Source organism: Pedobacter frigidisoli (assembly GCF_032678525.1).
Lineage (GTDB): Bacteria > Bacteroidota > Bacteroidia > Sphingobacteriales > Sphingobacteriaceae > Pedobacter > Pedobacter frigidisoli_A.
Window position 1 is genome coordinate 217302 of record NZ_JAVTSE010000006.1, and the last position, 16217, is coordinate 233518.

11 protein-coding genes and 2 tRNA genes are annotated in these 16217 nt (G+C 43.7%); 10 read left to right on the forward strand and 3 right to left on the reverse strand.

The features are described 5' to 3' along the window. From R2Q80_RS17270 to R2Q80_RS17310, 9 genes are all read left to right on the forward strand, one after another. The gene (locus tag R2Q80_RS17270) at nt 1–1533 is read left to right on the forward strand and encodes a SusD/RagB family nutrient-binding outer membrane lipoprotein (protein ID WP_316800800.1); all 1533 of its coding nucleotides are present in this window, start codon (nt 1–3) and stop codon (nt 1531–1533) included. Between the two features lie 59 nt (nt 1534–1592). Then, nucleotides 1593–3227, forward strand: a complete 1635-nt coding sequence (locus R2Q80_RS17275; protein ID WP_316800801.1) for an alpha-L-fucosidase — start codon at nt 1593–1595, stop codon at nt 3225–3227. A gap of 21 nt (nt 3228–3248) precedes the next feature. After that, a complete protein-coding gene (locus R2Q80_RS17280; RefSeq protein ID WP_316800802.1) occupies nt 3249–5546 on the forward strand; it encodes a glycoside hydrolase family 20 protein in 2298 nt (765 codons plus the stop codon). Continuing rightward, nucleotides 5547–6863, forward strand: a complete 1317-nt coding sequence (locus tag R2Q80_RS17285) for a gluconate:H+ symporter (protein WP_316800803.1) — start codon at nt 5547–5549, stop codon at nt 6861–6863. Between the two features lie 19 nt (nt 6864–6882). Then, complete coding sequence (locus tag R2Q80_RS17290) at nt 6883–7353, forward strand: RidA family protein (protein WP_316800804.1); 471 nt, start codon at nt 6883–6885, stop codon at nt 7351–7353. 2 nt (nt 7354–7355) lie between these two features. After that, complete coding sequence (locus R2Q80_RS17295) at nt 7356–8471, forward strand: D-TA family PLP-dependent enzyme (RefSeq protein ID WP_316800805.1); 1116 nt, start codon at nt 7356–7358, stop codon at nt 8469–8471. A gap of 9 nt (nt 8472–8480) precedes the next feature. Then, nucleotides 8481–9551 (forward strand): dipeptidase, encoded by a 1071-nt coding sequence (locus R2Q80_RS17300; RefSeq protein WP_316800806.1) that lies wholly within the window; start codon nt 8481–8483, stop codon nt 9549–9551. A 12-nt stretch (nt 9552–9563) separates the two neighbouring features. Next, complete coding sequence (locus R2Q80_RS17305; RefSeq protein WP_316800807.1) at nt 9564–11939, forward strand: glycoside hydrolase family 3 N-terminal domain-containing protein; 2376 nt, start codon at nt 9564–9566, stop codon at nt 11937–11939. 290 nt (nt 11940–12229) lie between these two features. Then, nucleotides 12230–12781: a hypothetical protein gene (locus R2Q80_RS17310; protein WP_316800808.1), complete on the forward strand. Its 552-nt coding sequence runs from the start codon at nt 12230–12232 to the stop codon at nt 12779–12781. A gap of 54 nt (nt 12782–12835) precedes the next feature. On the opposite strand, the gene R2Q80_RS17315 is transcribed toward R2Q80_RS17310, so the two are convergent. The 3 genes from R2Q80_RS17315 to R2Q80_RS17325 all read right to left on the reverse strand — a co-directional run bounded on the left by R2Q80_RS17315 (nt 12836) and on the right by R2Q80_RS17325 (nt 13642). Beyond that, a tRNA-Leu gene (locus R2Q80_RS17315) sits at nt 12836–12920 on the reverse strand. Between the two features lie 67 nt (nt 12921–12987). Continuing rightward, nucleotides 12988–13060: transfer RNA gene (locus R2Q80_RS17320), tRNA-Gly, on the reverse strand. A gap of 93 nt (nt 13061–13153) precedes the next feature. Continuing rightward, nucleotides 13154–13642 (reverse strand): regulatory protein RecX, encoded by a 489-nt coding sequence (locus tag R2Q80_RS17325; protein WP_316800809.1) that lies wholly within the window; start codon nt 13640–13642, stop codon nt 13154–13156. A gap of 61 nt (nt 13643–13703) precedes the next feature. Between R2Q80_RS17325 and R2Q80_RS17330 the strand changes: the two genes are divergently transcribed. Then, on the forward strand, nt 13704–16163 hold the full coding sequence (locus tag R2Q80_RS17330; protein ID WP_316800810.1) for a bifunctional UDP-N-acetylmuramoyl-tripeptide:D-alanyl-D-alanine ligase/alanine racemase: 2460 nt from the start codon (nt 13704–13706) through the stop codon (nt 16161–16163). The last annotated feature ends 54 nt before the right edge of the window (nt 16164–16217 follow it).

Here is a 16217-nt window from a genome sequence, read left to right on the forward strand (position 1 = left end):
ATGAAAAATTTTACAAATAAATATAAATCAGCTGCTTGCGTAGTGTTATTAAGTGCGCTTTTAGCATCATGTACAAAAGACTTTCAGGAGATTAATACTGATCCTGAATCTTCAACATCTGTTCAGCCTGCTTTCATTTTCACGAAAGCGCAATATGACGGAGCCAAGAATAATCTTAATCTGTTATTGGGTACCATGCAATACACGACGAGTTTCAATGATGTTGCTGGTTTCGGTTCAAAGTATGTTTCCAGTCAGAGTCAGCAATCTGCGGCGCAGTTCAGCAATGCTTATTATCAGGAAATTAATGAACTTGCACTGGTAATTAATGCCGTGAAAGACAATCCGGAGCAGGTAAATTTACTGGCTGCTGCACGAATATGGAAAGCATACTGCTTTAGCCGCATTACCGATCTGTATGGTGATGTTCCTTATTCTGAAGCGGCTCAAGGCTATACCAACTCGAACTATAAACCTACTTACGATGCACAGCGGAGCATTTATCTGGACCTGCTTAAGGAACTGGACGAATCGGCATTAAGTTTAAATGCAGCTAAAGGTACCTTCGGTCAGGCTGATTTGATTTATACCGGTAATACCGTTAAATGGAAAAAATTTGCTTATTCACTGATGCTTCGTTTAGGCATGCGTTTAACCAAAGTAGATGTTGCCTTAGCTGAAACCTGGGTGAAGAAAGCGATAGCTGGCGGTGTGATTACTGATGATGCTGACATTGCTAAAATTACCTATATGAGTGCCGGGCAGGATATTAACAAAAACCCGATTGCTTTAAGTTTGTATAACAGTGATTATATTAAGGCTGATGGTGTGAGCAATGCGGAGGGTGGGAAATACCAGAATACATTTATTACCTATATGAAAAACAACAAGGATCCGCGTTTAGGTATACTATCGGTTGTTTATGTAAATGGTGTTGCGGATACTTCACTGGCGGTACAAAAGGGAATGCCGGCTACCTTAAGTGCCAAACCTGCTGATTTCGTGACTTATTCTGAGCCCAACCAGAAAACAGTGCTCGCCCAGGGTGGTGCAAAACTGATTTATACCACCGCTGAAACCAATTTCCTTTTGGCAGAGGCTGTTTTGCGGGGCTGGTATACCGGTGGTGTTGCAGCTACGCTATATGAAACAGGTATCCGGGCTGCCATGAAGCAATGGGCAATTATCGCACCGGCGGATGGCATTATCAGCGATTTGCAGATCAATACCTATATCAAGTACCATCCGTTTAATACAGCGGGAGCTTTTGAGGATAAAATGCAGCAGATTTACACCGAGTATTGGCTGGCTGCCTTTCCTGATGCGCAGGAGGCTTTTGCCAGTTACAGAAGAACCGGTTACCCGGCTTTGGTACCGGTTGTGTATGTGGGTAATGCAACGGGAGGCAGGATCTTCAGAAGAATGTTATACCCGCTTTCTGAGCAGAATTTAAACCGCGCATCGCTTGATGCTGCTATCGCCCGTCAGGGAGCTGATGATTTTATGACCCGCATCTGGTGGGACAAATTGTAATATATTCATGATATCCGGCAGGGCTTTCCAGGCGCTGCCGGATTGATTAAAACATCCGAATGATATACCGAATATTTTTAATCTGCCTGTTTTTTGCGGGTACGGTTTCTGCGCAGCGTAATGATGTGGTGGAAGATGAAACCTCGAGCAGTTATAATTTAAACAAACCTGAGCGTGAGGAATGGCTGCGCAACACCGGCGCAGGTTTATTTATCCACTTTAATGTTGATGCCCAGCTGGGTGTAGTGATCAGTCACTCACTGGTTGGCGCCTCTGATGATTACACGGATCGTTATTTCAGCGAGCTGCCTAAAACTTTTGATCCCTCATCTTTTAATCCTAAAGAAATTGCCGAACTGGCCAAACTGGCTGGTATGAAATACATTGTGTTTACCACTAAGCACCATGCAGGTTTCTGTTTCTGGGATACCAAAACCACAGACTTTAAAATTACCAATACACCCTATAAAAAAGACCTGCTGAAAGAGTTTGTAAAAGCTACACGGGAAGCCGGACTGGATGTAGGCTTTTATTTTTCTCCGGAAGACTTCAATTTTCTTTATAAGCATAAGATTCCTATCAGCAGAAATATTACCAACCTTGACGCAGGTATAAAGAAAGAATATGCAGAATACAACCGTAAACAAACGGAAGAGCTGATGCAGAATTATGGTAAGATAGATGTATTGTTTATTGATGGTGATCCCAAGGAAACGGTAAAGGAAACTGCATGGAAAATGCAACCTAATATTCTGATTACCCGTGGTGCAATTTTAACCCCGGAGCAAACCCTGCCAGGCGCCAAGATTACTCAACCCTGGTTATCGCCGATTACCATCGGTACTGCCTGGCAGTACCAGCCCACCAACGAACGGTACAAGTCGGGTTCACAATTAATTGAGTTACTGATTGAAGCCCGGTCGAAAGGTGGTTCATTGTTACTGAATGTTGGGCCTAAGGCAAATGGTGCTTTAGCAAATGAGCAGGAGGACCGTTTGCGTGAAATGGGGGGATGGTATTTTATTAACCATGAAGCTATGGATGATGTGCGCAGCTGGGTGGTGAGTAAAGAGCAGAATATTTATTTTACGCAAAAAGCACCTGGAACATTATTTGCCATTGTGATGGACGCTAAAAACTGGAAAGAGGGCGAACGTAGGACTTTTCTGCTGAAGTCGGCAAAGGCCACTAATGAAACCAGGATTAACGTATTGGGGCAAAACAGCCGGATTATAGAATATAAACCCGATCTGGATGTGTCCTCAAGATTTAAACAAACAGCAAATGGACTTGAGCTTTCTGTGGTGAAGGCACAACGTATTTACGATGATCACCGGTGGCCGAATCCGGTGGTGATTAAACTGGAAAATGTTGAACCCGTTTTTGCGGACGCAGCGATGGTTCAGAGTGGTGACTACAAGGTTGCAGCAGGTACTGCAACGCTAAATGGCAAGGTGCTTAATTATACTAAAATTAAACCCCAACGGGCAAGATTTTACTACCGGCCTTATCTTGGGCAGGTAGAAACACTTTATGCGGGCGACTGGAAAATGAGCCCGTGGGTGAATATTAAGGCAGATGGAACTTTCTCCGGAACGCTCACATTACCGAAAGGTGCTTACGAATATAAAGCCATTGCGGAACAGCAAAATGTAATTATAGAAGGCGAAAACAAAGTTTTAAACTTACCTTAGGTGGTAGTAAAAGGTTTTACGATGAAATACCTTCTGAATCAATTTTTGACGAGTAAAGTGAAATGCATGGCCTGGCTTTTGGTTTTGGGGGTTCAGGTTTTCGCAGCACGGGTTTGTGCACAAAGCTTTAGCGGTTCAGGAATTATCCCTAAGCCTGTTGTTGAGCTGAGACAGTCGGGTAGTTTTTTGATACAGAAAACAACCCGGTTGTATGTTGCCGGTGCTATGAAACGGAGTACTTCGTTTTTTGATCAGTATCTTGAAGATCTATCGGGTTTTTCATTGTTGCGAAGCAATAAAGCGGAGCCTAAGGGTATCAACCTGATCGTTGATGCGGGATTGAACTTGAAGTCTGAGGCGTACCTGCTCGATGTTTCCAGTCAAAATATTACCATAAAAGCGATTGATGAAAGAGGTCTCTTTTATGGTTTACAGTCGCTGGTGCAGCTAATCAGAAATAAAGGGAAGGTTATTACCGTACCGGGATATCACATTGAGGACGCACCTCGTTTTGCTTACCGGGGTATGCATCTGGATGTGGCACGGCATTTCTTCAGTGTTGAAGTTGTTAAAAAATGGCTGGACGTACTGGCTTTCTACAAGATCAATACTTTTCACTGGCATTTAACCGACGACCAGGGCTGGCGGATTGAGATTAAAAAATATCCCTTACTTCAAAGCCGGTCGGCCTATCGCAATGAGACCCTTATCGGACATAAAAGGGCTAATCCGCACCGTTTTGATGGTAAAAGGTATGGTGGCTACTACACGCAGGAAGAAATAAAAGATATTGTTGCTTATGCCGCTGCACGCCAGATTACGACCATTCCGGAGATTGAAATGCCGGGACATGCTCAGGCAGTACTGGCGGCCTATCCCAACCTGGGTTGTACAGGAGGCCCTTATCAAACCGCAACTTACTGGGGTGTTTTTGACGATGTTTTTTGTGCAGGCAATGAAGAAACCTTTCACTTTCTTGAGGGGGTGCTGGACGAAGTCATCCCGTTGTTTCCATCGGCTTACATTCATATTGGTGGCGATGAGTGTCCGAAAATCCGCTGGCATGATTGCCCGAAATGCCAGAAAAGAATTAAAGAGGAGAAGCTTAAAGACGAGCATGGATTGCAATCGTATTTTATCGCCCGTATGGAGCGATACCTTAATGCTAAGGGGAAAAAGATTATTGGCTGGGATGAAATTCTGGAAGGTGGACTGGCACCCGATGCTACCGTAATGAGCTGGAGGGGATTGGAAGGTGGCATTGCTGCCGCCAAACTGAAACACGATGTGATTATGACGCCTGAAAAGTTTCTTTATCTCGATTACTATCAGTCGCTCAACAAAAGTGAACAAATTGCTGCAGGTGGCTATCTGCCCCTACGGAAGGTTTATGATTACGAACCCATGCCTGCCGAATTGAATGCAGAAGAACAGCAATACATCAAAGGGGTGCAGGCGAATGTGTGGAGCGAATATCTTGACGATGCATCCAAAGCGGAGTATATGATATTTCCGCGTGTGATTGCCCTTGCGGAAACGGCCTGGTCGGCAAAAGCGCAGAAGGACTATCCTGATTTTCTGGCTCGCTTACTGGCGAATGGGCGGTTTTTGAAAAAACTGAACTATTCGACCGCTTATTATGACATCGCTTGTGAAAGTGTGGACGCTGCGAAGGGGTTTAAGCTCAGTACTGATTTGCCCAATGCCGAAATCCATTATACTTTAAACGGTAAAAATCCAGGTATGACCAGTCAAATATATCGCAGTTTGATTGTAATTGACAACACCGGAACATTGAAAGCTCAGCTTTTTAAGGCCGGTAAACCCGTTGGGAAGTTGTTTGAACAGCCGATAGTTAAAAGTATGGCTTCAGGTAAAAAAGTTATACTTAACACTGCGGGGCAGGGCAATTATAATATTGATCCCCAGCGCTTAACCAATGGTATTCAGGGTTCTTATTTATATAATAATGGAGAGTGGCTGGGATTAAGCGGAGGTGACTTTGAGGCGATAGTTGATTTAGGTGAAGAAAAGACCGTGCGTGAGGTGGGCATCAATACATTGAATTATCAGTGGCAAAAGATGCATCCGCCTAAATTGCTTGTGGTGGAGGTTTCTACAAATGAGCAATCGTTTAAAGAAGTATCGAGGCAAACGGTTTTTAGCCAGGAAGGAATTAACAGGATTCTGCACCAGCTTCATCCTGTTCAAGCCCGTTACGTACGCATCAAAGCCAGCAATGTTGGCGTTATACCTGATGGTTTTTATGGTGCCGGAACAAAAGCCTGGTTAATGTTGGACGAAATTATCGTAAATTAAATGACTATACTAATCGTTTTGCTTTGCATTGCGCTGTTAATCGTACTGATCTCGGTTTTTAAGGTCAATGCTTTTATTTCTTTTTTGCTGGTGTCTTTTATAGCCGGGCTGGCGCTGGGTTTACCGCCCGCAAAAATCCCTGGTAGCATAGAAAAGGGGATAGGCGACGTACTGGGATCATTGGCCATTATCATTACGGCAGGAGCTATGCTGGGTAAACTGGTGGCTGAGAGTGGTGCTGCGCAAAAGATCGCTCAGGTAAGTATGCAGGTATTCGGGCAAAAGTACATTCAATGGGCTATGGTGCTGACGGGATTTCTGATTGGTATTCCGCTTTACTACGGTATAGGCTTTGTGCTAATGGTACCGCTGATTTTTTCGGTAGTATATCGGTATAAATTACCTGCCTTGTACATCGGTTTACCCATGCTGGCTGCGCTATCAGTAACCCATGGTTTTTTGCCCCCGCATCCCTCGCCGGCGGCTTTGGTTGTGCAATTTAAAGCCGATATGGGGCTGACATTGTTGTACGGTCTGGCGGTTTCCATTCCGGCGATTATTATTGGCGGCCCCATATTTTCGCGTACGTTGAAAAATATCAATGCTGTTCCTATCGCTTCTTTCAGCGCTGTTGAAATCGCTGATCAGGACCTGCCGAGCGGATTTAAAAGTTTTTTCACCGCCTTACTGCCGGTTATTTTACTGGCTGCAGCATCTTTCTTTCCGCTTTTACTAAGTGCTGATTCAGCCATTTTGCCTTATATACTATTTGCAGGACATCCATCTGTGGTGATGCTGATTGTATTGATTGTGGCTACCTGGTTGCTGGGTTTATCTCAAGGGAAAAAGATTACTGCAATTATGGGGATTTACGGTGATGCGGTGAAAGACATTGCCCTGATTTTATTGATTATTGCCGGTTCCGGCGCTTTAAAACAGGTTTTGACAGAGAGTGGCGTAAGCAACCAGATTGCGGGTTATCTCCAGCATGTTGAACTGGAACCACTTTTCCTGGCCTGGCTGATTGCTGCGGTTATCCGCTTTTGTGTGGGTTCTGCCACCGTTGCGGGTTTAACCACTGCAGGGATTATTGTGCCACTGATGGAGCAAACACATACCAATCCAAACCTCATGGTATTGGCGGTAGGTGCCGGGAGCCTGATGTTCTCGCACGTAAATGATGCCGGCTTCTGGATGTTTAAAGAATATTTTGGCTTAAGTTTAAAAGACACTTTTAAATCATGGGCATTAATGGAATCAATAGTTGGCATTGTTGGTTTACTTGCCATACTTTTACTACACCTGATTATAGCTTAATTATAACACCTATATAAAAATGGAAAATTTAACTCCCGACGAACGCTTCGAACAATTGAAATTAAACCTGCCACCAGCACCAGCACCACTGGGTGTTTATAAGCCTTGTTTGGTTGATGGAAAATATTTGTATCTGAGCGGACATGGACCAGTTCAGGACGACAAATCATTAATTATCGGCCGTATCGGGTCAGATTTCAATCAGGACGAGGGTAAGCTTGCAGCTTTGCAGGTAGGTTTAACCATGTTATCGACTATTAAGGCCAATTTAGGCAGCCTGAACAAAGTTAAACGGGTAATTAAAGTATTGGGTATGGTAAACTGCACACCCGACTTCGAAAAACACCCATTCATCATTAACGGATGCAGTGAGCTTTTTGCAAAAGTATGGGGTGAGGAAAACGGGATTGGTGTACGAAGTGCAGTAGGATTTGGCTCTTTGCCAGACAATATCCCGGTTGAGATTGAGGCTTTATTCGAATTATTTTAAAGATGGAAAAGGAGCAAGCCTGGTACCTGCTGCCTGATGAAGCGCATATTGAAACGCCATCCCTTATTTTTTATGAGGAGCGTTTAACGGCCAACATCAGTTTGCTGAAAAGCATGATTAACCGGATTGACCGGTTACGGCCGCATGTGAAGACTTATAAGTGCAGGGAAATTACCAGGCTGCTGTTATCGGCAGGCATCAATAAGTTTAAGTGTGCTACCATCGCTGAAGCAGAAATGCTGGCTTTAGATAGGGTACCTGATGTTTTGCTTGCCTATCAGCCTGTGGCTGAAAATATGAGCCGGTTGTTTAAGCTTAAATGTCGGTACCCTGATACGGCATTCAGCTGCCTCACAGATAGCCTGGAAATAGCCCGGCAACTTTCTGCAAAGGCTGTAGAAGAGCGCGCTGAATTGGATGTGTACATCGATTTGAATGTGGGTATGAACCGGACAGGCCTACATCCCGGAATGGCTTTAAGTTTAGTGGAAAACCTTCAGCATCTTCCAGGTATAACTGTTGTTGGATTGCATGCTTATGATGGTCATATCCATGATGCAGCGCTGGAGGCAAGGATGGAGCAATCGGCACCTGTTATCAAACAGTTACTGGATTTGCGGGAAAAGGTTGAAGCGCATTTAGGCTATAGCATTACCATTGTTGCCGGCGGTACGCCTACTTTCCCCATCTACGCTGCAGAAACAGATTTTGAGTGTAGTCCCGGTACTTTTATCCTTTGGGATAAAGGCTACCAGGATGCTTATCCGGAACAGCCTTTTCAAACCGCTGCGCTGGTAGCGAGCAGAATAGTCTCACTTCCGGATGAGGGGTTGGTATGTACTGACCTCGGTCACAAAGCGGTTGCAGCAGAAAAGGAATTGAGGAACCGCGTGTTTTTTATTAATGCACCGTTGCTTGAGGTTCAAAGTCAGAGTGAAGAGCATCTGGTATTAAGTACTGCCGAACCTGAGGCCTACTTGCCTGGCGACATGCTATATGGATTACCTTATCATGTTTGCCCAACAGTGGCGCTGCACGAAAGTGCAATTTGCCTGAGAACAGATCGATCCCTTGATTACTGGGATATCATTTCCCGAAAAAGAAAAATTACCATTTAAGAAATAAGCATGTTTACAATAGACGCCCATTTGGATTTGAGCATGAATGCCTTGGAGTGGAACCGTGATTTAACACAGGGGGTTTCATCGATCAATAAGCGGGAAGAGGGTTTAACTGATAAGCCCGACCGGGCATTGGCAACGGTGTCGCTTCCGGAGTTGAGAAAAGGAAATATTGGTTTGGTGGTAGCTACCCAGATTGCGAGATATGTGGACCCCGATAATCATCTGCCTGGCTGGCACTCGCCGGAGCAGGCCTGGGCCCAAACACAGGGTCAGCTGGCCTGGTATAAAGCCATGGAAGACGCGGGTGAAATGTTTCAGGTTTATAACCTGGAGACGCTGGAGAAACACCTTTCGTTGTGGCGGAATGATCAGCCTGCAACTGAAAAACCAGTGGGCTACATTTTGAGTCTGGAGGGTGCGGATTCTTATGTTACGCCGCAACATCTGGAACGGGCATGGGAGAATGGTCTCCGGGCTGTTGGTCCGGCGCATTATGGCCCCGGCAGGTACGCGCAGGGGACAGATGCTACAGGTAAGATGACCCCACTGGGGCATGAATTGCTGAAGGAAATGGAGAGATTAAATGTTATCTTAGACGCGACGCATTTATGTGACGACAGTTTCTGGGATGCATTGGGCCGTTTTCGCGGATATATCTGGGCTTCGCACAATAACTGCCGTAGTCTGGTTAACCATAACCGGCAGTACAGCGATGAACAGATTAAAGCACTTGTTGACAGAGGTGCCGTGATTGGTGCAGCGCTTGATGCGTGGATGATGGTGCCGGATTGGCAAAGGGGAATTTCGCAACCTAGAGCGATGAACTGTAATCTGGAGGTGATGATTGATCATATTGATCACATATGCCAGCTTGCAGGCAACGCATTGCACGTGGGCATAGGTTCAGACCTGGACGGCGCCTTTGGCAGAGAGCAGTGTCCTTACGACCTGGAAACCATTGCTGACTTACAGAAAGTGCCGGATTTATTTAAAAAACGAGGTTACACCGATACTGATGTCGAAAACCTGATGCATGGAAACTGGCTACGTTTCCTGAGGAAGGCCTGGGCATAATATTTAGCTGATATGAATAAAAAACTACAAATTACCCTATGCCTGAGTCTGGCATTTTCAACATTTAACATTCCAGGCTTTGCACAAAAGAAAAGTACGCTTCCCTTATATAAGAATGCAAAAGCGTCTGTAGAAAGCCGGATTAAGGATTTGCTTTCGAGGATGACTGTTGAGGAAAAAGTGGGACAGATTTCCATGCCATTGGGCTGGCCTATGTATACCAAGAATGGTAATGAGGTTGAAGTAAGTGAGGCCTTTAAAAAATCGTTAAAGGAATCGTATACGGGAATGTTGTGGGCTACACTGCGTGCGGATCCCTGGACTAAAAAGACCCTGGCAAATGGATTAAATCCTGAACTTGCGGCAAAAGCCACGAATGCCATCCAGAAATATGCGATTGAAAATACGCGTTTGGGTATCCCTGTACTACTTTCTGAGGAGGCTCCTCATGGTCATATGGCGATTGGTACAACCGTTTTTCCAACTTCAATAGGGCAGAGCAGTACATTTGATCCTGAGTTAATTGAGAAAATGGCTGCTGCAATTGCTGAAGAAACACGGGTGCAAGGCGGACATATTGGTTATGGCCCGGTGCTGGATCTGGCTCGCGAACCGCGGTGGTCGAGGGTAGAAGAAACCTATGGTGAAGACCATGTACTGATCAGCCGGATGGGTGAGGGTATGGTCCGTGGATTACAGGGGAAGTCGGTTAATAGCGGTGTGAATGTAGTGGCGACCTTAAAACACCTGGCTGCTTATGGTGCTCCGGAGGGTGGGCATAATGGAAGCAGCATCAACCTTGGCTTGCGGACGTTACATCAGTTTTATTTACCCCAGTTTAAGGCTGCTGTAAAAGCGGGCGTACTGTCGGTAATGACTTCTTATAATTCTATTGACGGTGTTCCCTGCTCTTCTAATTCGGTTTTGATGAAAGATATCCTGCGTCAGGACTGGGGCTTTAAAGGTTTCGTGGTTTCAGACTTAAACAGCATTTCAGGGCTAAAAGCCAACCATCATGTTGCGGCAACCGATGCCGATGCGGCCTCATTGGCCATTAATGCGGGGTTGGATGCTGATTTAAGTGGAATAGGTTATGGAAAATCCCTGCTGGATGCCATTAAACAGGGTAAAGTTTCTGGACAGGTACTGGATACTGCCGTGAGCAGGGTGCTGCGGATTAAGTTCAGGATGGGTTTATTTGAAAATCCTTATGTGGATCCACAGGTGGCTAAACAAAAGGTAAGGGATGCCGGGAAAATCGGGATTGCCCGCGAGGTTGCGCGTGAATCGGTAATTCTATTAAAGAACCAGAATCAACTGCTGCCGCTAAGTAAAAAATTAAAAAGCATTGCGGTGATAGGACCTAATGCCGACAATGTGTATAATCAGTTAGGCGACTATACCGCGCCACAGGAAGAGGGTAATGTGGTTACCGTTTTGCAGGGTATTAAAAATAAGCTGGGTGAGACAACCAAAATCAACTATGTAAAAGGTTGTGGCATCCGTGATACGCTTTCGAGTAATATCGATGACGCGGTATCGGCAGCGAAGAAATCTGATGCGGTGGTGATTGTATTGGGTGGTTCGAGCGCGCGGGATTTTAAAACGGAATACATTGAAACCGGCGCTGCGAAAGTGGATGCAAAAGCACAAACGGTTAGTGATATGGAAAGTGGTGAAGGTTATGACCGTGCAACACTTGATTTAATGGGCGACCAGATGAAGTTGCTGAAAGCAGTGATGAAAACAGGGAAACCTGTTGTGCTGGTATTGATTAAAGGCAGGCCTTTAAACTTAAACTGGGCTGCTGAACACGTCCCTTCGATACTTGATGCCTGGTATCCGGGGCAAGAAGGTGGTAATGCCATTGCTGATGTCCTTTTCGGCGATTACAATCCTGCAGGAAGGTTAACGATTTCGGTACCTAAATCTGTTGGACAGCTACCGGTTTATTATAATGCGCGCTATCCTGAGAAACATGATTACATTGAAATGGATGCTAAACCCTTATATTCTTTTGGATTTGGTTTGAGCTATACCACTTTTGCCTACCAAAATCTTCAGATGGTTGCGAATAAGGGACAAAAAACGGTGAGTGTTAAAATTGATGTAAAAAATACCGGATCTGTTGATGGCGATGAGGTGGTACAGCTTTATCTACAGCATAAAAAATCGTCGGTTGTATTGCCTGGTAAACAACTGATTAGGTTTAAAAGAGTTGCTTTGAAGGCGGGGGAACAAAAGACGCTGAGTTTTACTTTGAATAAATCGGATCTTGAAATTTATAATCAAAAAATGGAATGGGTGGTAGAACCGGGTGCTTATCACTTAATGGTGGGTGGTTCGTCAGATGAAATTAAGCTGGAGGGCGACTTTGTGATTCAGTAGGCCATTTGGCGACGGTTCATTTGATCTTAATCCAGGGGGCGTAGCAAAAAAACAGGGCGATCAACCATTACAGCTGACCGCCCTTAAATTAACGCTCTCGGAACAAAGGTACAATTAATTTTGAATTATGCAAAAATATTAAATTTTGTATGATTAGTATTACTTTTAAATGAGAAGTAGCCGATGTTCCGATTTTTCTTTCTGCTCGGATTTCGCCTCATAAACGTGATTTCGGCTTAATCTTTGTTAAGGGTATGACTTAACATTTAAACCTATTTTATATCCAGAAGATGAACAAATTTCAAGCCCTATCCTTTAAAACATTCTCTTATTTTCTTATTTTAGCTGTGCTTTTCTTTTCTGCATGTTCAGAGACGCCGGAAAGATTTTTTGATATTGCCATATTGAACACGAATATGATCAATGATTTTGCCAGTCCAGATCTTGCAAGGCACATTAATGACGAAACCAAAGAATTCCCTGACATCCCATCAAGTAAAAAGAAGGGCAATGAAGCCGTTACCAACATCACCAATAAGATTTTATATCTGGAGCAGTCGCTCGACAAAGTGAAGAAGCTATCTGTTTCCGGCGATGAAGAACAGGAAATTAAAGCGCTGTCCACATCATTGTACGAACTGGTTATCCCGGTCTATAAAAATGAGTATATGGCTTATGCGAAACTTTGTGATGCTAAAGGCAGCCAATCGGCTAAAGAAGTATTGATCAAAGATATTGATCAGAAGTATGGAATGCGTTTTGAGCAAAATTACAATCGTTTGATGGAGAAGGGCAAAGCATATGCGCAGGAACATGGTATTCAGGTGAACTGGGGCCAGTAGGGTATAAAAAAATCCCTTACAGAAATGTAAGGGATTTAAATTCGATTTTTGATGTACTCAGAGCGGGAATCGAACCCGCACGCCTGTTAAGGGCACAGGATTTTAAGTCCTGCGTGTCTACCAGTTCCACCATCTGAGCATTTGGTTATTTCCGAAGCCGGAAGCCAAATTTAAAAATAAATGCCTCCTGGTAGGAAGGCATTTAGAGCGAAAGACGAGATTCGAACTCGCGACCCCGACCTTGGCAAGGTCGTGCTCTACCAACTGAGCTACTTTCGCATGAACAAAACCGATATGCTGTTTCGTTTTGGTGATGCAAATATAGAGAGATTTATATTTCTGTCAAGGGATTTTTTATTAAAAATTTAATATTTAATTTAAATTGCTGGCTTTCAGGGCAACAAAAATTAAATCATTTTCAAATCCTCTTCCCTGAAGGTAGCTGATGAGTTTCATTTTTCTTTTTAAAGGGTTTGTTTCGTGTAGGGAAGCCGCTTTTTTCTCAGCCAACTGTATCAGGGTTTCGAGATATTCATCATCATCCATACTGTATAGCGCTTTTTGAAGAATCCGGTCGGGGACACCTTTAAGTTTTAAGCCCTGTTTGATTTTGGTACGGCCCCATTTTTTGATGCGGAATTTTCCTGAAGCATATTGCAACGCAAAGCGTTCCTCGTTCAAAAAGTTATTGGTAATCAGTTCAGAAAGAATTTCTTCCAGCTCATCGCCACGCATTCCCCATTCCACCAGTTTGTACCTGACTTCTTTTTGAGACCGTTCCTGATATACACAAAAACTTTCAGCCTTGGCTGATGCCTGTTTTTTATCTAATATTGCTGTCTCTTCTTTACCGCTTTTCATAATTATTTACTGAAATTCGTAAAAATAAAAACCTTTAGCATATTTTTCTTAATATAATCACATGCCGGACCCAATATATACTCTCTCTACCATTGCCGGGATTTTAAATTCCGATACCCGTTTACTTGATGGAGAAGTGGTTATTCAATACCTCATTGTTGATAGCCGTTCGGTATTTATGCCTGAATCTGCCTTGTTTTTCGCTTTGGTTTCTCACCGCGACGGACATGAATTTATAGCGGATGCCTATAGTAAGGACATTAGAAATTTCGTGATCAGTAGTCCACATTATATTGATCAATACCCAGATTGTAATTTTATTTTAGTTGATGATGTGTTACGTGCTCTTCAACAGCTGGCCATTGCTCACCGCAATTTTTTTGATCTGGATATCATCGGTATTACCGGGAGTAATGGTAAAACTATCGTTAAGGAATGGTTATATCAGTTGCTGGCCGCAGACTACAATATTGTCCGAAGTCCCAAGAGCTATAATTCTCAAATCGGGGTTCCGTTATCTCTATGGCAGATTGATGCTGAACATACACTGGGAATTTTTGAGGCGGGCATATCTGCAGTTAACGAGATGGAGATGCTGGCTAATATCATTCAGCCAAAAATTGGCATTTTAACCAATATCGGCGAGGCACATGCGGAAGGTTTTGCTTCAAAAAAACAAAAGTTAACAGAGAAATTAAAGCTGTTCGAAAATAGTGATCTATTTATTTATTCGCCCGATTATGTAAGTGAGGTGAGTTTTAAGGCGCTGCCGGGCAAACGAAAGTTTAGCTGGAGCACTAAGGCTGATGCCGATCTTCGTATCATTGCTGTTGAACCTATTGAAAGTAGCTGTTACCTGAGAGCGATATTCCAGGATAGGGAGATAGAGTGCATGCTTCCCTTCAAAGATAAGGCATCAATAGAGAATGGCATGATTTGCTGGGCTACATTACTTGCTATGGGTTATAGTGCAGAGCAGGCAGATTTGCGTTTGGAAAAGCTAAGCCATGTAAGTATGCGGCTGGAACTCAAAAACGGTATTAACCAATGCTCGATTATTGATGATTCGTATAGTGCTGATATTTCCTCACTGGCTATCGCGCTCGACTTTCTTAATCAGCAGAATCAGCATGCGAAGAAAACTGTTATTCTTTCTGATCTATTTGAAACTGGCAGGGAGGAACGGGATTTATATGGTGAGATTGCCGGTTTACTGGCTCATAAAAATGTGAATCGCCTGATTGGTATCGGAACTCAGATTGCGCAGTTTTCGGCATTTTTTGAAATGGAGACCCAGTTTTTTGATCATACCAATGCCTTTATTGAAGCCTTTCCAGGATTGATCTTTAATCATGAGACGGTTTTGGTAAAAGGTGCACGGCGTTTTGAATTTGGAAGAATCAGCAAACTACTGACGCAAAAAATACATGATACTGTATTGGAGATTGATTTGAATGCCATGGTTGGCAACCTGCAGTTTTATCGCTCCAAATTAAAATCCGGGGTAAAAATTATGGCTATGGTAAAGGCCTTCTCTTATGGAAGCGGAAGTTTTGAGATTGCCAACCTGCTTCAGTTTCATAAAGTAGATTATCTGGCTGTGGCTTATGCAGATGAAGGGATTGCCCTGAGGAAAGCTGGAATTAGTTTGCCAATTATGGTGATGAGTCCTGAGGAATCGGCATTTGAAGCAATCATCAAATACCAGCTTGAGCCTGAGATTTACAGCATCGGGATATTGACCAGTTTCATTAACGCGCTATCGGATTATGACTTTGATTATCCGATACACATCAAAATAGATAGCGGTATGCATAGATTAGGCTTTGACGAGCGTGAAACTGATCAGCTTATGATTTTACTTAAAGAATCTCAGAGGATAAAAGTAAAGAGCATTTTCTCTCATCTGGTGGCGAGTGCGGAGGCAGAGCACGATGGGTTTACGCAACTACAGATTGATCGTTTTGGAGTTACTGCTGCAAAACTTATTGATAGTTTGGGCTACAGGCCTTTGCTGCATATTTCGAATACCTCGGGTATTAGCCGCTGGCCCGATGCACAACTGGATATGGTTCGTTTGGGAATAGGTTTGTATGGTTTCGATTCAGGTATTTTAGCGAATAAAGGCTTGCAAACCACTATGGTACTTAAAACTACGGTGACTCAGGTAAAGGAACTTACTGCAGGAGAAACAGTTGGGTATAGCAGGAGAGGGGTAATGCCGGATGGGGGGAAAATTGCTACTGTAAAAATTGGGTATGCTGATGGTTATACCCGCGCATTTGGAAATGGGACGGGTAAAATGTTAATCAACGGTCAGCTGGTCCCTACTATTGGTTCCATTTGTATGGATATGACTATGCTTGATGTAACAGGTATCGATGTAAAGCCTGGTGACGAAGCGATTGTTTTTAATCAAGAGCACAGTATCATGACACTGGCTGATCAAATTAATACGATTCCATATGAAATACTAACCAGTATTTCACAGCGTGTAAAGCGGGTTTACTTTTATGAATAAGTGTTTGGGCTGATGAGTAATGGACCAATTCAGTTTGTAAAGAATTTTGAATAA

Bases quoted from the DNA above. Each gene is read 5' to 3' on its own strand.
- R2Q80_RS17290 (WP_316800804.1), top strand. From the start codon at position 6,883: ATGGAAAATTTAACTCCCGACGAACGCTTCGAACAATTGAAATTAAAC.
- R2Q80_RS17285 (WP_316800803.1), top strand. From the start codon at position 5,547: ATGACTATACTAATCGTTTTGCTTTGCATTGCGCTGTTAATCGTACTG.
- R2Q80_RS17325 (WP_316800809.1), bottom strand. From the start codon at position 13,642: ATGAAAAGCGGTAAAGAAGAGACAGCAATATTAGATAAAAAACAGGCA.
- R2Q80_RS17310 (WP_316800808.1), top strand. From the start codon at position 12,230: ATGAACAAATTTCAAGCCCTATCCTTTAAAACATTCTCTTATTTTCTT.
- R2Q80_RS17280 (WP_316800802.1), top strand. From the start codon at position 3,249: ATGAAATACCTTCTGAATCAATTTTTGACGAGTAAAGTGAAATGCATG.
- R2Q80_RS17275 (WP_316800801.1), top strand. From the start codon at position 1,593: ATGATATACCGAATATTTTTAATCTGCCTGTTTTTTGCGGGTACGGTT.
- R2Q80_RS17300 (WP_316800806.1), top strand. From the start codon at position 8,481: ATGTTTACAATAGACGCCCATTTGGATTTGAGCATGAATGCCTTGGAG.
- R2Q80_RS17305 (WP_316800807.1), top strand. From the start codon at position 9,564: ATGAATAAAAAACTACAAATTACCCTATGCCTGAGTCTGGCATTTTCA.
- R2Q80_RS17270 (WP_316800800.1), top strand. From the start codon at position 1: ATGAAAAATTTTACAAATAAATATAAATCAGCTGCTTGCGTAGTGTTA.
- R2Q80_RS17295 (WP_316800805.1), top strand. From the start codon at position 7,356: ATGGAAAAGGAGCAAGCCTGGTACCTGCTGCCTGATGAAGCGCATATT.
- R2Q80_RS17330 (WP_316800810.1), top strand. From the start codon at position 13,704: ATGCCGGACCCAATATATACTCTCTCTACCATTGCCGGGATTTTAAAT.